Origin of the sequence: Acinetobacter sp. (assembly GCF_049284435.1) — a bacterium.
Classification (GTDB): Bacteria; Pseudomonadota; Gammaproteobacteria; order Pseudomonadales; family Moraxellaceae; genus Acinetobacter.
Window position 1 is genome coordinate 1 of record NZ_JBAPXX010000121.1, and the last position, 22923, is coordinate 22923.

Below are 22923 nucleotides of genomic sequence, written 5' to 3' on the forward strand. Positions count from 1 at the left end.
GGCAGGACTTTCGATTTTACTGAACACTCTTCAACTGCTCTCGGAATATTCAATAGATGAACTGAATGAAATCGCAACAATTGCATTAAGTACCTAAAGATGTGTAGATACCTATGCCTAAAAGGAGGGAGTTCTCATCTTTTTGAAAGATAAGAAGCATTGCTTCGCAAGGGTGAGGTTAAAGTTATTGAAATTGTTTAAAAAGACCCCTACTGTGAAGTGGGGTTTTTATTTAGAGCATTAATGTCTTTATCAAGAAAATACAAACAGGTACTTTTCTTTTTATACTCAAGAAATTCAGCTTCCTCAATGATTAAAGACGTCTATAAGTTTAAGGGAATATAAAATTTCATATGGCTATGGTGATGATTTTGTATTAACGCACTTCACTATACTTGGTCTTGTGCATCACTTATCTCAATGTTATTAAACTAGTTAACTTGAAAAAAATTAATAAATTATTATTTAATGAACAAGTTACTAAATAATAATTAGAAATACTACTTCGCCCAAATGCCATCATCATTTACAAAAATGGACAATAGACATTCATCACTAGAGGGTTATACTAGACAGACCATTTCTAAAACCATGGAGAACAAAGATGGTTACTGCTGGCGAAAAACCCGGAACAGGCTTCTATTTTTGTGTTCAATGCGGACACCGCACCTACTTAGAAATTGGTACTGATCGTTTACCACCGTGTACCAAATGCCAAGGCAATCAATTTAACAATAAGAATGCCTAAGCAAAACAACTCAAACAGTTACCCTCTGTTTTGAATGAAAGCCCTATTACTCGATAGGGCTTTTTGCTGTGGTATCCAAATCTCATACATAGAAATAAAAGATTATTATGAGAAAACAGTTTTATGTCGGGAGGAGAATCTTGGTTTAAAGCAAAAAATTATAATAAATTCAAAAAATTATTTGAACTATTAGTATAAAAGGTATAGGTTGTCTGCTTTAAAAATTAGCTAACCACTTAAAATTAAGGTTAGATATTTCCGGGGGGAAACAATGAAAAAATTTACAGCTTTAGTAATAGGAAGTGTGATGTTATTTACTTCAGGCTGTGCGACGATGTTTAATGGTTCAACACAAACTGTGAATATCCGTAGTAACGATGAATTGGCTAAGCTATATGTCAATGAAGAATATATGGGTCAGCGTAATACTGTCTATACTTTCAAAAAGAAAGAAAATTATGTAATTAAGGCAGAGAAGCAAGGCTGCCAAACCAACATCGTTATTCCACAGAAAACATTCGATCCAACAACTCTATTAGGCATTTTCCTGGATTGGGGACTTATTTCTATTCTCGTTGTGGATGGTGCTGCTACTGGCGCATGGCAAAAGTTCAGCCAGACAAGTTTTGTAGTGGATCCTAATTGTTAAATAATTCACTTCGATTTAAAAAATATCCCATTAAATAATGGGATATTTTTTTATAAATTTTATTTTTTTAAAATATTATTGTTTAAAATTGACCAATAAAACCCCATCTAAGACCCTAGATTCAAAGTGTTTAGGGCAGCTCAATTGCAACATTATCTTGATCTTAATCATGACTCAGGTGTTGCCAATTACGAGATTGGTAAGGAGTTTATTCGGGTTCAATTTAAGAAAACCTCGAAAGTTTATACCTACAGCTATAGCAGTGCCGGTTATCAGCATGTCGAAAACATGAAACAGCTCGCTCAATATGGTGATGGCCTGAATGCCTACATCAATCATCATACCCGACAGTTTTTTGTACGATAAAACTGGTCTGCTTCTTGCTTCAGTGAAAGTCCTAGAAGGCAAATATTTTCTAAAGAGTAAATATCTGCCTAGAAATAATGCAAGTGCATATATTAAAAAGAGGGCTATCACCTATGGATATTCAACAGCACGCACCAGAGTCAGGAAAATTAGATAAAAAAGCCCATTTCTATTCCGCATGGCCGCTCATCTTGATTCTTTTTGGGGGCGCGATTGGCTCGTTTTACGCTGTGATCGCCTATCTGCTTAACCTGAAAATTTATAGTTCTGAACTGACCAGACTTAACAAGATCTTGGCCAATCTTCTGTGCGGGATGTCCGCGATCAGTGCGTGGTGGTTTAGTGCGCAATGGATTCAGGGAACATTCTTTCAATAAAACGGCAATCCTGCCCTGAATATAAATTGCAATAAACTCTAATTTTTGCGAATAAAAAAGCGTAAAAAACAATAAATGGGATTTATTTCTCTATACTGGGGTTAATAATGAAATAAATTTTCATATTTATGGGAAATTTAAAAAACATAGGAAATTAATCCCGTCCATTTTTGCCTAATATCGCTTTCAAGGGTGTGATGGGATCGGAAAGAGTAGCATGCTGTGAGCGGCGCAAAACGCGAGTGCAGTACGAACCCAAAAGGTCTCGATCCGGCTTAGGACGCTATAGACCAAAAGTTTATAGGCTATAAGATCAGGTCTTACAAAGAATGATAGTTGAAGTAAACCATTGCGAGTTTTCCCAACACCCTAAAAAATTCTCTAGCGATACACGCAGAATAAAAAATTAAAATAAATATAAATCATAAATTTAATAAAAATATCTAACCAAGTAAGATACAAATCAGTCCTTCATTTCTCAACATGATCTGTTATTTTAAAAACATCAGCTGCCCCTTAGGGGAATCATCATGAATCTCGATATCTGGTGTCGTTTTTTACTGTTTTGCACACTCATCAATTATGTCATTCTCATGATCTGGTTTGTGGTCTTTGTCTTTGCCCGAAACTGGATGAAACAGGTGCATGGAAAATGGTTTCAGCTGTCAGATGCCAGTTTTGATATGATTCATTATTCGGGGATGGCACTGTATAAAATTGGCATTCTGCTGTTTAACCTGACGCCGTTAATTGCGATCTATCTGATGAATCAAAGCTAAATGCGATGTTGTGATTGAATCTTTGAGTGATAAAAATAAGATTGGATTATTATCATTTTATCGCTACTTTTTAGCATGACAGGATCAATAAGAACGAAAAAAGATTTCAAAGGAGTTGAAGCATGAATCAATTCAAACCGGCCCTGATTTTAGGTGCCTTGATCGGCTTGGGGATGATTATTGCAGGATGGATTCTCGGCAATAGCGCGCTGAAAATTAAACAGTATGAACGTATAGTTTCGGTCAAAGGCTTGTCGGAACGTGAAGTCAAAGCTGACGTAGCGGTATGGCCAATCCGCTTTAATGCCGGCAGTCAGGATCTGGCCGAGTTGTACGATACCATGCAAACCAATACCCAGGAAATTCAGACTTTTTTAAAAAATGAAGGGTTTAGTACAGAAGAAATTACTAGCGCTTCACCGAGTATCACCGATAAATACGCCCAGCAATATGGCGGGGATGCCAATGTCGCGCTACGTTATACTGCCAGTCAGACCATTACGGTCTATACCCATAAAATAGATGCAGTGCGTGCGGCACAAAGTCGTCTGGTGGCCTTGGGTAGAAAAGGCATTGCTTTTGCTGGAGATGATTCTGGGCAAAGAACTGAATACTTATTTACCAAGCTAAATGACATCAAGCCGGCGATGATTGAACAAGCCACCGAAAATGCGCGTAGTGTGGCGGAAAAATTTGCTGCAGATTCAAAGAGTAGTCTGGGCAAAATCAAGTCTGCCAATCAGGGGCTGTTTAGTATTGAAGATCGTGACAGCAATACGCCGTATTTGAAGAAAGTACGCGTGGTCTCGACGGTCGATTATTATCTGGCAGATTAGCTTAATTCGCCCAAGCACCGTGATTGACAGCCCAGAAGCCGCTTGTTATTTTGCGCGCATTATTCCAGATGCTGTACCGCTAAAATGCCCATCAACAATGACTTTGTCTATTGTCCACCGCAAGAACCGCTGCAAATTGTTTATGAAGATGATGATCTGGTGGTGATTGAAAAGCCAGCCGGATTATTGTCGGTTCCTGGGCGTTTACCTGAACATCATGACAGTGCCTATTTGCGGGTACTGGACCAGTATCCGCAGGCCAAAATTACCCATCGTCTGGATATGGCCACTTCAGGTATTTTGATGTTTGCCAAACACCGCAATGCAGAAGTGGCGGTGAGTAAAATGTTTCAGGCACGCACGGTGCATAAAAATTATGTCGCGCTGGTACAAGGCAAACTCGAAGGTGAGGGCAGTGTCGAAGTGCCTTTGATTACCGACTGGGAAAACCGTCCGCGTCAGATGGTGCATTTTGAACTGGGCAAGGCCGCCAAAACCTTGTATCAGGCATTAGAATATCTACCCCAGCAAGGCATTAGCCGGGTGTTGCTGACCCCCATTACCGGCCGTTCCCATCAGCTACGAGTGCATATGCTGCATATCGGTCATCCCATTACTGGCGATAAAATTTATCATCCTGAACCCCAGCGCAGTCCTTTAAATCGTATGGCTTTGCATGCCAGTTATCTGGCTTTTACCCAGCCTTTGAGTGGTATCCCGGTCGAAATTAAGGCAGCCATACCGTTCTAATTTGATTCTGCTTAATAATCAGAGCCAACCGGACACATGCTTTTTAAGTTCATAAATATAATGAGGATCAAGCCCTTAAGCTGGGCAACCCGAATAAAAAGTGTGAGAATTTGTTTCGATACCAGCTTGGAGATGAATGGCTTTACAAGCATGTTCAAATGAAATTTTCTACTGATGCATTGCCTGATTAGTTGTCATTACCGAACATAAATTTTACTGCTCGGTTTATCTATTGATGATGAGCCTAGAGAGTTTTTATTATTTTATCTCCTGCTATAGGCCTGATGCCTTTATTTTTCAGGTTTTTTAATTTTGCTTTCATTATTTTTAAACTTTTAAATTATATCCTTTGATATAAAAAATACCGTAAGTTGTTTCAGAATGGATTTGGTCTAAGCTGGGAATCAGCCCGCCATGTATGACTTACACATAAAAATTTTGTAGAAAAATAAAATGAATGAATGACTTAGTGCTGATTAACGGCTTTGATTATCTGGCCGAAGTGATGCAAAATTAATCATTACTTTATAATAAATTTTTAAGTTGATGGTTTAGGGCGCTGCCCGGGGTTAAAGGAAAGAACGATGCTCACTATGGCTCTCTTCGTTCTCGCGAGTATTTTAATATGTGCATTGCTATGGAGCTTAAAGGTACAGGCTTCATTACGCAGCAATATCCAGTTTTTACAGGAAAATCTGGATCATTCCCGCAGCAAATTGGCAGATTATGAAACTCAAGTCGATGAATTGAATTATGAAATCACCCAATTGCGGGTACAGAATGGCAGTTTAAACATTGCGCTGAATAAATATAAAAAATATCAGGATATCTGGGATATCGAGCAATATATTATTAACCGGACTTTGCAGGCCGAAAACTTTGTTGAAGCGACCAAGCTGGATGCTTCGATCATGATCGATGATCTCAAAGCCTATATCGTAAGAGTAAAAGATTATCTTGCCCAGTTTCAGGCGCAAGCCCTAGCCGAGGTCGAGCAGGAGGCACGACAAAGTTTGCACGGTTATTATGAACAGGCCAGGCAACAGCATCGTTTGCAAGAGGTATTAAGTGCTTTAGAGCATAAAATACAGGCCAAGCGCTTCGGCTTGCAGCTTCCCGTAACACAGGTTTTAGAACAGCTGATTGAGGGTTATAGCGAAACGGATGCGGTTCGGCATTTACGCAATGTCCGTGACAGAATTCAGCAGGCCATAGAAAAACAGCAGGTGGCGACCTGTAATTATGTCGATGACAATCGCCGTCGAAGTACTATTGAAATCTTTAGTCTGGCTTTCAACTGTAAGGCAGATTTATATCTCTCTCAACTAAACATAGAAAATCTGGGCGAGATGCTGCAAGCCTTAAAGGATGATTATGTATTATTGAATTATAGCGGGCGGGAACTGAGTCAGGCGATGATTCAAGAATCCTATCTCAATCTGCGTTTAGAAGAACTCAAGTTTGCTGCGCTGCTCTTGCAACTAAAACAGAATCATCTGCATCCACACATCGCTTAGATCATGACATTCATAGGTCTAGAAGATTTTTACCAGAGCATTGTGGATGCCATAAGTTGGTTTAAATCCTGATATTTTTCAGGATTTTTGGCCTTGAGGAATCTTGAATATATTGATCCCCTTACTTATTTTTATATTTATAAAAATCATATGTTTATTTATGGTTAAAAGATAATATTTTTTGTCTGTATCTCGATAATTGTACAAAAATCAGCTAATCTTAAATGCAGAATAAAACAGCATCATAATAAGGATACTTCTATGTCACGTGATTACAATCAATTCCCTGACGATGAAAATGGCAATGTACTGTGGCAAATGCATCAGGATGGCGACGACTTGCAAGAGGCACATGAAATTGAATTTTCGATTGCCTTTGCGGATGAAGCGCAGGCGGATCGCTGTGCCTTGCATCTATTAAAAGAAGAGCAAAAAATCAGCCTGTTTCAGGACGAAGAAAGCGATACCTTGGAATGGATCATCACGATTTATGTGTATATGGAGCCTGCCTACGAAGATATCGTGGATCTGGAACAATGGTTCAGCAAAATCGCTGCACAATTTCAGGGCGAATATGATGGCTGGGGTTGTATGGCCTATGTCTATGATGATGAGCTGGATGACGAAGAGAGCAGCCTACGTAGTAGCTGAGCATGCTTGTATTTAAATGATTTAAAGTAAGAAACCCGGTGCTGCCGGGTTTTTTGTATGTTCTATTCAATTTATATCTAAGAGTGAGTATAGATACATACTCATTATATATAGCCAGCTCAAAACTGGATAAAATAACTCAGATGAGTACTTAACTCAGGCTGATGATTTAGTCACAACAAATGCAGGGAATATCCCGCAATAAAAAAATAATAAGAACAAAGGACAAGAAAAAATGAGTTACACCTTAAAAATGCATCGTGTGTTCAGTGCACCACCGGAGCGGGTGTATCGTGCCTTTGTGCATCCGGATGCACTGGCCAAATGGCTGGCACCACATGGCTTTATTGCTAAAGTAGAACATGCGGAAGTCAAACCCGGTGGCAGCTATAAAACCACCTTTACCAATTTTTCTACCGGGACCCAGCATCATTTTCATGGCATTTATCATGAGGTCATTCCCAATCAGCTGCTGCGCTATACCGATCAGTTCTCTACCCCCGACTTGCAGGGTGAAATAGAGGTGACGATCATCTTTGAAAAAGTCTCAATCGGTACAGGTTTGCATATTATTCAGGTGGGTTATCCGGATGTGGTGCCGCCAGCGGTGTGTCATTTGAGCTGGCAGGAATCACTGCAACTCCTGTCTTGGCTGGTTAATCCGCAGATTTCAGACAATTAATTCCTTCGATCTCCTGTGTGGGTTTCATCCTCATGTTCTCTCCATGAGTGCTCTAGACAAAGATGCTATACTGTGAGCTTATTTGTTTCATTTATTTTATTTTTCTCTTTTTTTCGAGGTTCTTATGGGTCTGCCAAACTGTCCAAAATGTCAATCTGAATATACCTATGCGGATGGCGATCTACTGATCTGTCCTGAATGTGCACATGAGTGGAAAGAAGGTGAAGTCGAAGAACAAGTGATCATTAAGGATGCCAATGGCAATGTGCTGGCAGATGGTGATAGCGTAACGGTGATTAAAGACCTGAAAATCAAGGGTTCATCTTCAGTGGTGAAAGTGGGCACTAAAGTCAAAAGTATCCGCCTATTGCCTGATGCTGCTGATGGCCATGATATTGATTGTAAAATTGAGGGAATTGGCCCGATGAAACTGAAATCCGAATATGTGAAGAAAGCTTAAATTTAGCCCTAGACTAAAATTCTGACGAGAGAATAATACGGTTGATTAATCGTATTATTCTCATTATTGCTGAAATTCTGGGCTGATCATTTTCCTGCCGCCCTGATCCTCACGTTTCGATTTGAGACTACTTTAATGCCACACCTGCATCTGGAATATTCTGACAATCTACAACATATCGAGATCCAACCCTTATTGGTCGCGATCCATCAGGCACTTTTTAACGCCGGCCATGTCACCGATCCCAATGATTTAAAAAGTCGTGCGATTATGCAGCAGGATTATGTGATTGGACTAAATGTGGTTACAGATCAGGCCTATGTGCATGCCAAAGTTTCACTGTTGAGCGGGCGCAGTGTCGAAGTTCGTCAGGCAATTTCCGAATTGGTGCTCAATATCATGCAGCAATATATTGCGCCCCAGCCTGAATTAAAAATACAGCTTTGTGTCGAAATCATTGAAATGCCAAAGCAGACTTATAGTAAAGCTATTATCTGAATGATGGCTTTTATCTGCTGATATCACAAGGATCAAATGCCTTAAAACTTCATTAACGCCTTACGAAATTTATAAACAGATCGACTTGGTCTTTAAGGGTCAGCTATCTTGTTAAGATATAAAAATATTTCTCTTTTAAATGACGCTTTATGTCATTTACAGGTATGCGATAAAAGTTCTAAAGTAACTTTTAATCGCTGCTGATTTTTGAATCATCCAATCTAGAAACGGCATATTCATCCGGATTGAAATAAAAATAATTTAAAAAATAATCTTCAGGTGAGCTGTACCGAATCAGGCAGTGGGGAGAGAGCTAAGCGAGAACAGCGCTTTAGTACAGGCAAAATAATAAGAACAAAAGATCAGAAATCTGGTGAGTTGATTGAATCCCAGATTGCAGGTCTGACTTGTCCGATTGAGGGAAATTTTATGCAGATTTTTGGGGATGAACAATTGGCTCAGGAAGTCATGGCATTTCTTCAGGAATGGGACAATGCCATAGCCAGGCTCGAGATTCAGGACATTATTCAATTATGCCGACCGGAGATCCGTCTGGTCGATGTCAGTATGGAAGTGAAAGGTGTCGAAGCCTATCAGGCACTCTGGCAGCAATACCGGGCATTTATGCCGGAAGGGATACGCATAGAACGGCAAGACCTTAATATTCATGTCACTTCTGATCTGGCTGTAGTCGAGGGTTATGTACGGGTGAATTATGCGGTGATTGAACCGATTTTCCAGTTGGGCTGGTGTCGGGTCAGCATGTGCCTGAGCAAGCAGCAAGGTAAATGGCAATTGCTGCATCAACATACTTCAGTCCCTGTGCAACTCGAAACCCGGAAAATGCGCCGGATCAAAAGCGTGAGTTAATCCACTCACCTGAAAAGTTTTAAGTGAAATATCTTTGCAAATGATTACAGGAATACCTTTGTAACAAAAATATAGAAAGTCCTAAATTATGTTGAAGGAATAATATTTTAGGACTTTTCAGGTGGATAACAACAAGAACAGTCAAGTAAAGCCACGACAGGCCAACCTGCAACAACAGACTGAAGTATTGATGCCGGATCAGTCTGAGCGGCAGCGCACCCAACATGCACTCAGAATGATGGCAGGCTTTGTAATTGCTGCTGTAGTCATGACGGCGTTGTATTTTGGCCGTGATATTTTTATTCCGCTGGCTTTGGCCATTCTGCTGGCATTTTTACTTTCTCCTCTGGTTTCTCGCTTAACGCGCTGGGGCTGTTCCCAATGGGCGGCGATTGGCCTGGTCATGTGCCTGACCTTATCATTTCTGGGCGGCACTGCAACTTATCTGGGGGTGCAACTTGGTAAGCTAAGTCAGGAACTGCCGCAATATCAGGACACCATCCAGCAGAAACTGAAAATGCTCGAAAACTATCGTCAGGGGCCGAGTATGTGGGACGGTGCAATCCAGACCTTTGACACGGTAGAAGATTCGATAGACACCCCAGAACAGGAAACAGAAGACCCGAATGTGCAGAATGTCAAAGTCGTGGGTCTAGAACCATCGAGTGAAGAGGCTGCGCTGGACTGGTTGAATAAAATCCTGAATCCGCTGGCGATTATCGGGATTGTGTTCCTGTTTATGGTATTGATTTTATTCAATGGCAAAGACCTGCATGACCGCTTTCTGAAACTCTTGGGCGGTAATCTGAATATCGGCACCGATGCGCTGGATGATGCCGCCAAAAGTATCGGAACCTATTTGCGCATGCAGCTGCTGGTCAATGTGACCTATGGCATTCCCATGGCGATTGGACTGTTATTGATTGGCGTGCCGGCAGCGATCATGTGGGGGCTGGTCGCGGTGGTTATGCGTTTTGTACCCTATGTTGGCCCGATCGTTTCAGCTATTTTCCCGATCACGCTGGCCTTCGCCGTTGATCCGGGCTGGGACATGGTGCTGTGGACTGTAGGCTTGATACTGGTGCTGGAACTCATCAGCAATAACGTGATTGAACCTTGGCTTTATGGGGAAAGTACCGGTCTGTCTACCTTAGCGATTATTTTGGCTGCCACGTTCTGGACCACCCTCTGGGGACCGGTAGGGCTGATCTTGTCGACACCTTTGACTGCCTGTCTGCTGGTTTTGTCCAATTATGTGCCGGCACTGGGTTTTGTCAAAACCCTGCTTGGCAGTACGCCAGTATTGTCACCCTCCGAGCGATTTTATCAACGACTGGTGGCTGATGAAGTCAATGACGCGATGCAGGTAGCCAATGATTACATCTGTGCGCAATTACCGAAAAAGCCCAGTGCAGAGGAGGTGGCCCGTCGGGTACAAATGTTCTATGGCGAAGTGGCCATTCCCGCCATTCGGATTTATTCTCAAGGACATGATACCGATGTCACTGCCGAGCACCGGTTGCGTCTTTATCAGGGTTTGCAGTTCTTTAATCATGCTTTCCAAAAAGCTTATCCGAGCAAAGTAAACGCCGAGCAGCCTGAAGTCTATTGCGTTGGTGCGCGTTGGGAAATTGACACCCAGATTTCTGCCATGTTGGCACACGCGCTGAATCTCAAAAATATTGCTGCCCGAAATGATCCGGATGTGCTGATTCAATCGAGTGAATCAGGAAAGGGCATTGTACTGCCAGCTTCGATCAAGATTTTATGTGTGTCGATTTTTCATCATGCGCCTGCGGCACAGATTCGGTTGCTGAAATATAGACTGGCGCAGCAATATCCTGAGCTGAAAATCATTTTTGCGACTTGGAGCGTGATGCAGCTGGAGCTTCTGGATGAGCTGCAACAACGTTTTGAATTGGAAGCACTGGTCAATAATGTCGATGATCTGATTCTGACTGTCGAAACTTATACCTTGAATGAAGGCGAAAGCTGGTTTGAGAATCTGGAGATCAAGAATGAAAAAGAACGGCAGCAGGCTTTAAATGAGTTGGGTTTATTGGATCACCGTCATCAGGCCCTTTATAAACAATATATTGAAGAAGCCCGTCAAGCCTTTGATGTCGACTACGCACAAATTTCTTGGCTGAATCAGCACGAAATGTATATTCCAGTCAGTCCTTTTACCCAGGAGCCTGTGGCAACCCGACAAATGTGCAAAGATTCAGTCTGCACCCATCTACTCTATCAAAATGAGCCTTTGGTGATTGAAGACTTGCAGCGCGATCCGCGCTTTCCACATCTGTCAGAATTAAGACAGCATCATATCCGTTTCTATGCCGGTGTGCCCTTAAAAGATAAAAATGGAATTGCGCTGGGGAGTCTGTGTCTGCTGGATAAACAACCGAGACAGATGCAGGCCGAAGATATGATTCTGCTTAAGGCTTTGGCACAGGATTTAATGGCGACTTTGAGCAATGAGCGCAAGAAAAAAGATAAACAGAAGCAGATTGAGCAGATGCAGCCTGCCACCTCGGCAAGCATTTTAAATAAGGACTAAATGATGAAACAAAAATGGATCTACAGCATCAAAATCATGAGTATCACATTTGGTCTAGCCAGTATCAGCTCATGGAGTCTGGCTGCTATTCAAGGACTGCATTTTTCACATAAAGACTGGGAAATTGCCTGTGATAATACTGGCACCTGCCGCGCTGCTGGTTATCAATCGGATCAAGATATTGGTCAGCCGGTTTCGGTGCTACTAGAGCGTACTGCTGAGACAAACAGTAGCATCAAAGCTCAGGTCCAGATTTTACCCTTAGCTGCTGCCACACCGACCAGACAGCTTCAGCTGCAAATTGCCAGCACACCTTATGGTGTGATTGGTCTGAATCGGGAGGGAATAGGGCAACTCAATAGCAGTCAAACGCGTGCCTTGCTGAAAGCTGTGCAGGGAACAAGTTCCGTTTTATTTAAAAATGTGCAATCACGCTGGAACTTGTCGACCGCCGGAGCCAGCGCGGTTTTGCTGAAGATGGATGAATTTCAGCGTCGACTTTCTACGACCTCAGCCTTGACCAGACCAGGAAAAAAATCCGATCAGGCAGTGCTCAAAGCCGCAGCGATCCCGCAAATCCTGATACCAAAATATCAGTCAGGCAAAGCAACTCAAGCGAAACTGAATACGGCAGCGAGTCGGCAGATGATTCGAAAACTGAAAGCCGCCACTAACGAGGATCAATGTGATTTGCTGTTTAGCCAGCATTTTCTGGATGATGATGTTATGACGATTTATCCCATTAATGCCCAGAATCAGCTGGTTCAGGTTCCGTGCTGGCGCGGGGCTTATAATATGGGCAGTGGCTTCTGGCTGATGAATCAAAACAAGCAGCTGAAACAGCTGGTAACGACTTCGGGAGAAATATTTAGCCAAGGCCAGATATTTTCCGGGCATAAAGTGCGTGGTTTGGGTGATTGTCTGAGTCAGGACGAATGGGCCTGGAATGGCAAAAAATTTGTCAAAAGCTTCAGTAGTCTGACCGTGCAATGCAAAGGCTTTGCTGGTGGTGCCTGGAATTTACCGACCTATGTGAGCAAAGTCATTCAGGGTAAATAAGGATATGCTCAAAAAATAGAAACACTAAAAAGCCTGAATGACTCAGGCTTTTTAGTGTTGATTTTAAGAGATGTGATCTTAAAAACGCTTTGGAATTCTCTGACCATTTGGAACAGGAGTTTCAGCATTTTTTAATACCCCAAATAACCAGGTTTCAGCATGCTGTACCGCAGTTTTCAGCTGATCACCCATGGCCAGACGTCCGGCAATGAAACTGGCCAGTGAACAGCCTGAACCATGATATTCACCTGGCAGACGTGGACAGCGAGTTTCGTTGACCAGTTCACCTGCAATATACAGGCTGTTTTGAATGTAATCTGGCGTATCTTCATGACCACCTTTGACCAAAACGGCCTGTGCACCCATTTCAAATAATTTTTGAGTGGCCAGCTTGAGGTCTTGCTCACCCGTCAGGGCACGCAGTTCAACCGTATTCGGCGTTAAAATGGTGGCCAATGGAATAAGCTGGGTAAATGCTTTGACCAGCGTTTCCTGATTGCCCAGCGAGCCGCCACTATTGGCGACCAAAACCGGATCCAGTACATAGAGATAATCTGGATGTGCAGTCAGAAATTCGGCCAGAGCCGCGATATTTTCTGTGGTGCCTAACATGCCGGATTTTACGCAACGAATGGGCAGGTCATTTACCACCGCATTGGCCTGTGCCAATAGCAATTCTCTGGAAGAGGCTTCGAAACCAAAAACCTGCTGTGAATTTTGAATGGTGAGGGCTGTGCAGGCAATTGCCGCATGTGCACCACTTTGACCAATGGCTTCAATATCTGCTTGAAGGCCGGCTCCACCTGAAGGGTCTAAACCGGAAAAGCAAAGTACGGTAGGGCGCAAAATGATGTCCTTCATTCACTAAAATTGCATTAGTATAGGCAAATTTGAATGAACTCTCGATATTAATTTATATCGGTGCTAATAAGAGGGGATGGGCGGTGATTAAGAATATTTTAATTGATCTGGATGGGACATTAACCGATCCGAAAGTGGGGATTACGACGTCTGCGCGTTATGGTCTGGACAAGATTGGTCATCCGATTAGTGACGAGATCAATATTGACTGGATTATTGGCCCTCCCTTAAAAGCCTCACTGGCCAAAATTTTAAATGTTGAAGCCGATCATGTTCTGGCGGAGCAGGCCTTGATGGGTTATCGGGAGCGTTTTGCTGTGAAAGGTCTCTATGAGAATCATGTTTTTGAGAGTGTGGCAGAAACGCTGGCAGAACTAAAACGCCGTGGTTATCGCTTGTTTGTCGCTACGGCAAAACCGACAGTGTATGCCAAACAGATTCTGGAGCATTTTGATCTGGCCCAGTATTTTACCGACATTCATGGCAGTGAGCTGAATGGCGAGCGAACTAATAAAGCCGAGCTGATTCAGTATATTTTAGAGCAGCAAAAATTACAGGCCGATCAATGCATGATGGTTGGTGACCGCGAGCATGATATTTTTGGTGCACGTCAAAATGGTATTGATACTATTGCGGTAAATTATGGTTATGGCAGTCAGCAAGAATTAGCATTGGCACAACCTAAATATCAAATAGACCGCTTTAATCAGTTGCTAGATTATTTTAAATGAAGTCCAGTTTTCGCTTATTCTATTTGAATAGATTTTGAAAGATGCTTTGTCTCTAAGCTGGTACATCTATAGAGAACAGCTCTATTATTAGATTGTTATCTCAATAAAAATCCCGCAGCGTGCGGGATTTTGCTCTTGGACGAATATTTAAAGCGTTAAAAACCAGGTCGATGCCAGCACCACCATAATGATAATCACCAGTAAAATGTTGATGATCGTCATTCGATGTTGAGGTGGAACTCTGGCTTTGGTCAGGGCATTTCCTGCATGGTCAAACAGGATGACATTTTGCACGCTACTTTCATAACCGAGTTCGAGTAACGCGCGCTTTTCAACTTCGGTTAAACCGTCTTCAGGCAGATCCATAATTTGCAGCAGCGCTATAGAGCTAAATAACTTCTTCATTACCGACGAGGGTAATAGCTGTTTCAGCGTCACCGCGGCTGCATCAAAGTCCGCAATAATACTTCGCGGATGGGCATAAGGCACATCGGGTAGCAGGGTATGCGTAATCGTGCCATCTATATTCATCAGCTGCATTTTATCTTTATAGATTTGCACCCATACAGCATCTGGAAATTTCACTAATTGATCTTGCAGCATTGAGAAAGTCTGATTTTTCTGATATTTAGTCATTAAATAATCGATAAACAAATCCCGCATCAAGACGGGATTTGTAAGGTTCAGTTATTTGGCAGGAGCACCATATTCATTGTTTTGTTGCTTGGTTTCAGTTGCCCACCACCAGATCAGTACCAGTATACCAATCACGGTAAGCATCAGTAATTGCCACCAACCAGAGCGTCCTACATCATGCAAGCGACGCGCGCCAACGGCCAGACTTGGGACTAGAAGTGCCAGATTAAGCAGGCTATTCACCAGCGGTTTAGTGCCTAAAACTGTATCAATCACTTCAGCAATAATGCCTAAAATTACACAAAACAGCATAAAGAACCAAAATTCTTTACGACGTGCGCGGCCGGAAAACGTCGCATAATTGGTCAGACATTTTACAAACCAGTCAATGCTGCTGTAATTTTCCTCGGCTTGATCCAGATTGGAATATTTGCCGAGCTGACTGGAAATTTTTTTTCCCAGATAAATAGAATTGCCTGTGGCTAGATAAATATCAGAAGCTTCACCCGCGGTATTGACGATAAAATCGACCCGATCGCCGCGTGAAGGTGGACGCTCACTACGCCAGTCTGCGCCATTAAAGCTATAGCGCTGATTATCATCCCCCGAGATAAAACCGGTATTGTGTTGAATAGAAAAATCAAGGATTGAACCTTTCATGCTTGTTCTCGTCTATTAAGCTAGATTATTGTTTTAAAGCGACGCAATTTCTTACCAGAATAACTTTAGCATAATCTAATTTTTAAAAATTCATAGTGGAATGGCAGTAATTTTCTCATGTTTTTAAAAGCCTTATCGCAATAGTGATTCAGTATTCAATCAACAAAAAATGTGGCGTTGCATGATTTGAAATGAAGAAAATTAAGCTGTAATGGAGCTGACTTATCTCTGAATCTGTTATAAGAAATTAAAGCTAAATCTATCTGATGAATATCAAATTTTTCTTTGGAGCTATGGTTTGATGTTGTTGAATTTAATATGATGATAAACAAATACTTATAAATTTATAATTTACAAAAAGCATATAATGATACTAATAAATATAACATATTATTCATACTTTTTATCTATTAGTAACAATTTTTTAAAACCAACAGGCGTACAATAAAAAGCTTCATATGGTGATGAAGGTGTCACATTTAATGTATTTCTCCCCATTATCGAAGGCCGTTTACCTTTGCTGTGCCTCTTTCATCTTAACCACGACCACTGTGCATGCTGAAGCTGCTTTCAGTTCAGAAAGCCCGTGGATGCTCGGTGACTGGAACGGGCAACGTACAGCGCTCCAAAACCAGGGCTATGATTTCAGTTTTGCTTATACCGGTGAAATGGCAAGCTTGATCGATGCGCAAAGATCTTCAAGCCATAGAGCTGAATATGCGGACCAGTTTGTTTTTGGGGCACATCTGGATCTGGCAAAAATTGCAGGCTGGCAAGACACCGAAGCACAAATAACAGTGACCCAGCGTAACGGTCGTTCACTGTCGCAAATTTCTGCTGCTTTAAATGGCCATTTAAGTTCAGTACAAGAAGTCTGGGGCCGTGGTCAAACCTGGCGTCTGACTGATTTATGGATCAAGAAAAAATTCCTGGAACAAAAACTAGATGTGAAAGTCGGACGCTTTGGTGAGGGTGAAGATTTCAACAGTTTTGACTGCGATTTTCAGAATCTGGCCCTATGCGGTTCACAAGTCGGGAACTGGGTTGGTGATCAGTGGTACAACTGGCCGGTAAGCCAATGGGCAGCACGGGTCAAATACAACATTAACCCTGAATTTTATGCCCAGGTCGGTGCCTATGAATATAACCCTGAAAATGCCAATCATCGTGGTAAAGGATTTAACCTGAGCACGGATGGTTCAAAAGGGGCAATGCTTCCTGCAGAAGTGGTCTGGACACCTAAACTGGGCGTACAAAAATTGCCGGGTGAATACCGCGCCGGTTATTACTACAGCACAGCGGAGGCTGAAGTCATTTCCAATCCTGATCAAACAGATCATCACCACGGTGGCTGGATCGTTGCCAAGCAACAATTGACTGTACATCACGGTGATGCTTCGCGTGGTTTGACCGGCTTTGTGAATGCGACAGTACATGACTCCAAAACCAATACCGTCAGCGATATGCAAAATATTGGGCTGGTTTATAAAGGCGCGATGGATTCACGTCCTCAAGATGAAATTGCGTTCGGTATTGCACGGATCAATATGAATGACGATGTCAGTGCTGACCGTCATCAAGAAATCGATGCAGAAATTTATTATGGCTTGCATGCTACCCACTGGCTCACCATTCGCCCGAATGTGCAATATGTGCGTCACGTAGGCGCGTACAAAGATGGTGAAAATGTCTGGGTGGGCGGAATCAAGTTCAATACGTCGTTCTAAAAAACAGTTTTTAGTTGCAAATACACTATTGAGTCTTTAGGTGCTTTGTTGCAGTAATGGGCAATGCCTGCTTAAGACACTGATGTATTTATAACTAAGAATTTAACAATAAGGGTGCTCATGCCTGTCATGTGCATGGACTTTCAAAAAAAACTTTTATAGGTGTTCAATATGAATACTTCATCATCAGGTTCAGTACTGAAAACAATTTTAGCGGTCATTGCCGCTGTTTTTGGTATAGGACTGCTGATTGGAGGGATTTATCTTGCAGTGCTAGGTGGGTCTTGGTACTACATCATTGCAGGTATTCTCTTTATTGCGACCGCAGTTCTCTTATATCAACGAAAAAGTGCTGCACTCCTTGTTTATGCCATATTCGTTTTGGCAACAGTGGTGTGGGGGCTTTGGGAAGTCGGTTCAGATTTCTTTGCACTTGCACCGCGTTTAGATATTTTAGGTTTGTTCGGTTTAGCTCTGCTGATTCCGGCTGCCACACGTGGCTTTGATCATGCTAAAATCGCGAAAATTGCCCTAGGTGGTTCATTGGCAATTACTGTTGCCGTCATGATTTATGCTGTATTTAATGACCCGCAAGAAATTCGCGGTGAATTAAAATCTCAGCAGCCTGTAACCCACCAGCCAATCCCCGGGGTGGCAGATGAAGACTGGCCAGCCTATGGCCGTACCCAGTCCGGTTTACGTTATTCACCCTTAAAGCAGATTAATACTGAAAATGTCAAAGATTTGCAGGTAGCTTGGGAATATCACACGGGTGAATTCAAGACTGAAAATGACTCGGGCGAAACCACCAATCAGGTTACTCCAATTAAAGTGGGTGACAACATGTACATCTGTACCACTCACCAGAAATTGACAGCGCTTGATCCGGCAACTGGTAAGGCGAAATGGACCTATGATCCAAAGCTGAAAGCTGATCATACCTATCAGCATTTAACCTGCCGTGGCGTATCTTATTATGATGTCAACAATACGGCTGGTTTTGAAACCAGTCTCGCTGCGAAAAAAAGTAGCTCTGCTGAATGTCCGCAAAAAGTCATTTTACCGGTCAATGATGGGCGTCTGGTTGCGGTAAATGCAACCACCGGTAAAGTCTGTTCTGACTTTGGTAAAAATGGCGAAGTCGATCTGCAAAAAGATATGCCATTCCCATATCCGGGCGGTTATATTCCCACTTCACCGCCTGTAGTAACCGGCACCACTATTATTATTGCAGGTTCAACCACAGATAACTATTCAACTGAAGAACCTTCTGGTGTAATCCGTGGTTATGATGTCAATACCGGTGAACTGCTTTGGGTATTTGACACAGGCGCTGAAGATCCGAATTTGATTCCTGCACCGGGTCAAAAATTTGTACACAACTCACCAAATGCATGGGCACCTTTAGCCTATGATGCAGAGCTGGATATCGTCTACGTACCAACGGGTGTCGGTACACCGGATATTTACGGTGGTCACCGTACCGAGTTAGATGAACGTTATGCCAACTCGATGCTGGCCTTGAATGCGACGACCGGTAAGCTGGTATGGAACTTCCAGACTACTCATCACGATTTATGGGATATGGACGTACCTTCACAGCCGACATTGACCGAGATTAAAGACAAAAACGGCAATATGGTTCCAGCCATTTATGTCTTGACCAAAACCGGAAATGCTTTTGTGCTAGACCGTCGTAATGGTGAAGCCATTGTGCCGATTACCGAGAAACCGGTACCACAATCTGTGAAGCGTGGACCTCAAACCAAAGGCGAGTTCTATTCTAAAACTCAACCGTTCTCTGATTTTAATCTTGCGCCACAAGACAAATTGACCGATAAACAGATGTGGGGTGCGACCATGTTTGACCAGTTGGTCTGCCGTGTTGCGTTCCACAAACTGAATTACGAGGGCATTTATACCCCACCTTCTGAAAATGGGACGCTGGTCTTCCCGGGTAACCTGGGTGTGTTTGAATGGGGCGGTATGTCGGTGAATCCGGACCGTCAAATTGCGCTAACCAACCCGATTGGCCTGCCATTTGTATCGAAACTGATTCCTCAAGATCCGAACCGTCCTAAGACGGCTAAAGGTGCAGGTACAGAAGCCGGTGTTCAACCGATGTATGGCGTACCTTATGGCGTTGAAATCAGTGCGTTCCTGTCTCCGTTTGGGCTGCCGTGTAAACAGCCATCATGGGGCTTTGTTGCAGGTGTGGACTTAAATACTCATGAAGTGGCCTGGAAACGCCGCATCGGTACCATTCGTGACAGTATGCCAGGCATTCCATTGCCACCATTCAAAATGGGTGTACCGATGCTGGGTGGGCCTATTTCTACTGCGGGCAACGTGATGTTTGTGGGTGGAACTCAAGATAACTATATCCGTGCCATTAACGTCAACAACGGTGATGAGTTGTGGAAAGGCCGTCTTCCTGCAGGTGGTCAGGCTACGCCAATGACCTATGAAGCCAATGGCAAGCAGTATGTGGTCATTATGGCAGGTGGTCATGGTTCCTTTGGGACTAAAATGGGCGACTCTCTGGTGGCTTATGCCTTGCCAGACAATAAATAGTTGAACTTTTAATTCAGTATAAAAAAGCCTGATTCATCAGGCTTTTTTATTATGTATTGTTGAATACCTACATCGAGTTTTAAGGACACAGAGAAATGATGTTGATTTGTTGCTGAAAGATCAATTTCATTCAGATCGCATTAAAATAATATTCTTTGTATATGGCTGATTTTAAGCGCTATTCAGATAAAGGATTAATCAAGTCTGAATTTATCGAACACAGAATTTTTAAGCTCAAAGCCTTTCTACCCATTGAGCGAACTATATGTCATCGAATCAGCGCATTTATTGGATATCGATGCTTAAAAAAAATGAATTGAATCATGAGATGTACGCCATCTCGATAAGGTATTTGCCGCATTAAACCACTTTCAAATAAGGCCTGTCATTTATGTATCAAAGCCCGAAATTTCCATTCGTGAGATCGACCTTGTCCTGCCTGATTGCTTGCGTAGGTCAGAACATTTATGCAGAAAATGACACACAAGAAGTCCAAAGGTTAGACACGATTGTCATTCAAGCGACCCGTACCGATCGGGAACGATTGACCACACCGGCGTCAGTGTATTATCTGAATCAAGAACAAGATAACAGCATGAATGTGAACCTTTCGGAAACATTAAAAGGCGTTCCAGGATTACAGTTAAATAATCGTGAAAACTATGCCCAAGACCTGCAAATTTCGATGCGAGGCTTTGGCGCACGCTCCAGTTTTGGTGTGCGTGGTGTGCGTTTATATGTGGATGGAATCCCTGCAACGATGCCGGATGGGCAGGGACAAACCTCGAATATTGATTTGAACAGTCTGGACCATATTGAGGTTTTAGGTGGTGCGTTTTCCTCACTGTATGGTAACTCTTCCGGAGGAGCGATTTTAACCACCACGCGAGAGGGGCAAGGTGCTGACTCGATTGAACTGGGGCATTCTGCCGGTAGTCAAAATAAAGGGCAGACCAAGCTGGTTTTGCAAGGTGGTTCAGAGAATGCTTCAGAGCCAAGCTATGTCATTAGCTCCTCTTATTTTGATACCAATGGTTACCGTGACCACAGCAGTGCACATAAAGTTCTGAATAATGCCAAGCTGACTTGGGATCTGGAAGATGGTTCTAAAATTAACTGGATTAATAACTACGTTAAAATTGCTGCAGATGATCCGGGCGGTTTAACCCGAGAACAGTGGAAGGCCAATCCCCGACAGGTCGCTACCAACGTCCTTCTTTATAATGCACGTAAAGAAATTGAACAGCTGCAAACAGGTTTAACCTGGAATAAACCGATCAATGATCAGCATGAACTGTATGGTATGGCCTATTGGGGACAACGTGAAGTCACTCAATATCAATCTATTCCAAAAACAGCACAAGGTGGCTCTAATCATGCGGGTGGCGTCATTGACTTTGACCGTAATTTTTATGGAGCAGATTTGCGTTGGACAGGTAAGGATATTCTGCCCAATACCAAACTGATTGCAGGTGTTGCAGTTGATGCCATGTCTGAAGATCGTAAAGGCTATAACAATTTTCAAGGTGAGGTCTTAGGAGTAAAAGGTGATCTACGCCGGGATGAAGATAATACCCTGTGGAATTTAGATCCGTATTTGCAAGCTTCTTATCACTTTGCTCCTGATTGGACCTTGGATGCCGGCCTGCGCTATAGCAATGTACATTTCAAGTCTAAAGACAAGTTCCTGGCGAATGGCAATAATTCAGGTAAAACCGATTATCAGAAATTATTGCCATCCATGGCCTTAAGCTGGCAGATTTTACCTGAGCTGATGGCCTATGCCAGCTATGCACAAGGTTTTGAAACGCCGACCTTTACCGAAATGTCTTATCCCGCAAATACTGCAGAAAACCGCAGCTTCAGTTTAAAAGCAGCGGAAAGTGAAACTTATGAAATTGGCTTAAAGTCTGCTAATCGTTTTGGTGATTTTACTGCTGCAGTTTTCCATACGACGACTCAGGATGACATTGTTTCTGCAGGTAATGACAATGGTCGCTCTACTTTCCGTAATGCCGATAAAACTTTAAGAGAAGGTATTGAACTCTCTTGGAACAAAAACCTGTGGCGTGATCTCACTGCTCAAGCTAGCTACAGTTATATAGATGCTACTTTTGATGCAGATATTCCTGAACTTCGGAATGATGAAGGAGATGTTGTAGTATCTAGAGTAGCATCGGGTAACTATATTCCGGGGATTGCCAAAAATCAGGCATTTTTAAGTCTGGGCTGGAAGCCTGAAAGTGGCTTACATGCAGGACTCGATGTGCGTTACTCGGACAAGATTTATGTGAATGACTTGAATTCTGATACTGCACCAAGCTACACAGTCGCTGGTGCCAATGTAGGTTATCATTGGAAAATGCAGGATTGGGCGGTGAATACTTTTGCGCGTGTCGATAACCTGTTTGATAAAGATTATTCTGGTTCGGTGATTGTCAATGAAAGCAATAGCCGTTTCTTTGAGCCGGCAGAAGGGCGGAACTGGAGCGCTGGTCTGAGTGTGACAAAAGAATTTTAATTGAAATGATTTAGGGCTGTTAAATTTTCAAAAAACAAAATCCCGCTTCCTGAGCGGGATTTTTTAATATTTAAGTTTTGAAAAGTTGATCAGAGGATTTGAGATAAAACTAGATCTTTTGCTGATTCACCCATTTCGATAATTCCTCGGCACTTTCGACTCGTTCAGAATATCGATCGGTGAGATAAGCAGACTGACCGCGGGTGAGGAGGGTGAACTTGTAAAGTTCCTCCATCAGAAGTTGTTTTAGATATTCTTTCTGCTCCGCAGCGCGCAGCTTTTAGCAAGGAAGATGGGGAAATGATTATTGATGAAGCAGGGAAGCGGTTGAAATAAATTCCAGAATTGAAGACGATAAATCAGATCATAAAAAAGCCACCGCAAGGGTGGCTTTTTATTTAAAGTTAAAAT

The 22923-nt window shown here is 42.6% G+C and carries 22 protein-coding genes and 2 pseudogenes; 20 read left to right on the forward strand and 4 right to left on the reverse strand.

Annotated features, from left to right (window positions below):
- Positions 1-604: 604 nt before the first annotated feature.
- From WAK81_RS10640 to WAK81_RS10710, 15 genes are all read left to right on the forward strand, one after another.
- A complete protein-coding gene (locus WAK81_RS10640) occupies positions 605-748 on the forward strand; it encodes a zinc ribbon-containing protein (protein ID WP_004645925.1) in 144 nt (47 codons plus the stop codon).
- A gap of 307 nt (positions 749-1055) precedes the next feature.
- On the forward strand, positions 1056-1397 hold the full coding sequence (locus tag WAK81_RS10645; RefSeq protein ID WP_422196799.1) for a hypothetical protein: 342 nt from the start codon (positions 1056-1058) through the stop codon (positions 1395-1397).
- Positions 1398-1541: 144 nt separating this feature from the next.
- On the forward strand, positions 1542-1763 hold the full coding sequence (locus WAK81_RS10650; protein ID WP_422196783.1) for a hypothetical protein: 222 nt from the start codon (positions 1542-1544) through the stop codon (positions 1761-1763).
- A gap of 113 nt (positions 1764-1876) precedes the next feature.
- The gene (locus tag WAK81_RS10655) at positions 1877-2140 is read left to right on the forward strand and encodes a hypothetical protein (protein WP_422196784.1); all 264 of its coding nucleotides are present in this window, start codon (positions 1877-1879) and stop codon (positions 2138-2140) included.
- Positions 2141-2670: 530 nt separating this feature from the next.
- On the forward strand, positions 2671-2919 hold the full coding sequence (locus WAK81_RS10660) for a DUF6868 family protein (RefSeq protein ID WP_422196785.1): 249 nt from the start codon (positions 2671-2673) through the stop codon (positions 2917-2919).
- Between the two features lie 122 nt (positions 2920-3041).
- On the forward strand, positions 3042-3755 hold the full coding sequence (locus WAK81_RS10665; RefSeq protein ID WP_005104124.1) for an SIMPL domain-containing protein: 714 nt from the start codon (positions 3042-3044) through the stop codon (positions 3753-3755).
- Between the two features lie 84 nt (positions 3756-3839).
- Entirely contained in the window at positions 3840-4505 is a 666-nt protein-coding gene (locus tag WAK81_RS10670; protein WP_422196786.1) for a pseudouridine synthase, read from the forward strand.
- A 584-nt stretch (positions 4506-5089) separates the two neighbouring features.
- Positions 5090-6022 carry a hypothetical protein gene (locus WAK81_RS10675; protein ID WP_422196787.1) on the forward strand — a complete coding sequence of 311 codons (933 nt, stop codon included), beginning with the start codon at positions 5090-5092 and terminating at the stop codon, positions 6020-6022.
- Between the two features lie 261 nt (positions 6023-6283).
- Positions 6284-6673, forward strand: a complete 390-nt coding sequence (locus tag WAK81_RS10680; RefSeq protein ID WP_004281735.1) for a ribonuclease E inhibitor RraB — start codon at positions 6284-6286, stop codon at positions 6671-6673.
- Between the two features lie 235 nt (positions 6674-6908).
- Positions 6909-7355, forward strand: coding sequence for an SRPBCC domain-containing protein (locus WAK81_RS10685; RefSeq protein WP_422196788.1), 447 nt, complete (start codon positions 6909-6911; stop codon positions 7353-7355).
- 124 nt (positions 7356-7479) lie between these two features.
- Positions 7480-7815, forward strand: a complete 336-nt coding sequence (locus tag WAK81_RS10690; RefSeq protein WP_422196789.1) for a zinc ribbon domain-containing protein YjdM — start codon at positions 7480-7482, stop codon at positions 7813-7815.
- Positions 7816-7950: 135 nt separating this feature from the next.
- Positions 7951-8313 carry a 5-carboxymethyl-2-hydroxymuconate Delta-isomerase gene (locus tag WAK81_RS10695; protein ID WP_422196790.1) on the forward strand — a complete coding sequence of 121 codons (363 nt, stop codon included), beginning with the start codon at positions 7951-7953 and terminating at the stop codon, positions 8311-8313.
- 429 nt (positions 8314-8742) lie between these two features.
- Entirely contained in the window at positions 8743-9183 is a 441-nt protein-coding gene (locus tag WAK81_RS10700; RefSeq protein WP_422196791.1) for a YybH family protein, read from the forward strand.
- Positions 9184-9304: 121 nt separating this feature from the next.
- On the forward strand, positions 9305-11743 hold the full coding sequence (locus WAK81_RS10705; RefSeq protein ID WP_422196792.1) for an AI-2E family transporter: 2439 nt from the start codon (positions 9305-9307) through the stop codon (positions 11741-11743).
- 3 nt (positions 11744-11746) lie between these two features.
- On the forward strand, positions 11747-12802 hold the full coding sequence (locus WAK81_RS10710) for a DUF1176 domain-containing protein (RefSeq protein ID WP_422196793.1): 1056 nt from the start codon (positions 11747-11749) through the stop codon (positions 12800-12802).
- 78 nt (positions 12803-12880) lie between these two features.
- Here the strand turns inward: WAK81_RS10710 and WAK81_RS10715 are convergent, their stop codons facing one another.
- A complete protein-coding gene (locus tag WAK81_RS10715) occupies positions 12881-13648 on the reverse strand; it encodes a hydroxymethylpyrimidine/phosphomethylpyrimidine kinase (protein ID WP_422196800.1) in 768 nt (255 codons plus the stop codon).
- 98 nt (positions 13649-13746) lie between these two features.
- Between WAK81_RS10715 and WAK81_RS10720 the strand changes: the two genes are divergently transcribed.
- The gene (locus WAK81_RS10720; protein WP_422196794.1) at positions 13747-14394 is read left to right on the forward strand and encodes an HAD-IA family hydrolase; all 648 of its coding nucleotides are present in this window, start codon (positions 13747-13749) and stop codon (positions 14392-14394) included.
- Positions 14395-14541: 147 nt separating this feature from the next.
- Here WAK81_RS10720 and WAK81_RS10725 read toward each other — a convergent pair whose 3' ends face one another.
- Positions 14542-15057: a hypothetical protein gene (locus WAK81_RS10725; RefSeq protein ID WP_422196795.1), complete on the reverse strand. Its 516-nt coding sequence runs from the start codon at positions 15055-15057 to the stop codon at positions 14542-14544.
- Positions 15058-15081: 24 nt separating this feature from the next.
- Positions 15082-15690, reverse strand: coding sequence for a DUF805 domain-containing protein (locus WAK81_RS10730; protein WP_422196796.1), 609 nt, complete (start codon positions 15688-15690; stop codon positions 15082-15084).
- A gap of 482 nt (positions 15691-16172) precedes the next feature.
- On the opposite strand from WAK81_RS10730, the gene WAK81_RS10735 reads away from it, so the two are divergent.
- The 3 genes from WAK81_RS10735 (at position 16173) to WAK81_RS10745 (ending at position 22512) form a co-directional block, all read left to right on the forward strand.
- Positions 16173-17417: a carbohydrate porin gene (locus WAK81_RS10735; protein ID WP_422196801.1), complete on the forward strand. Its 1245-nt coding sequence runs from the start codon at positions 16173-16175 to the stop codon at positions 17415-17417.
- 171 nt (positions 17418-17588) lie between these two features.
- Positions 17589-19991 (forward strand): glucose/quinate/shikimate family membrane-bound PQQ-dependent dehydrogenase, encoded by a 2403-nt coding sequence (locus WAK81_RS10740; protein ID WP_422196797.1) that lies wholly within the window; start codon positions 17589-17591, stop codon positions 19989-19991.
- A 391-nt stretch (positions 19992-20382) separates the two neighbouring features.
- On the forward strand, positions 20383-22512 hold the full coding sequence (locus tag WAK81_RS10745) for a TonB-dependent receptor domain-containing protein (protein ID WP_422196798.1): 2130 nt from the start codon (positions 20383-20385) through the stop codon (positions 22510-22512).
- A 109-nt stretch (positions 22513-22621) separates the two neighbouring features.
- Here WAK81_RS10745 and WAK81_RS10750 read toward each other — a convergent pair.
- Positions 22622-22750, reverse strand: a pseudogene (locus tag WAK81_RS10750) (arsenical resistance protein ArsH); the annotation flags it as partial.
- Between WAK81_RS10750 and WAK81_RS10755 the strand changes: the two are divergent.
- Positions 22744-22848, forward strand: a pseudogene (locus WAK81_RS10755) (arsenate reductase (glutaredoxin)); the annotation flags it as partial. The pseudogenes WAK81_RS10750 and WAK81_RS10755 overlap by 7 nt on opposite strands.
- Positions 22849-22923 lie beyond the last annotated feature (75 nt).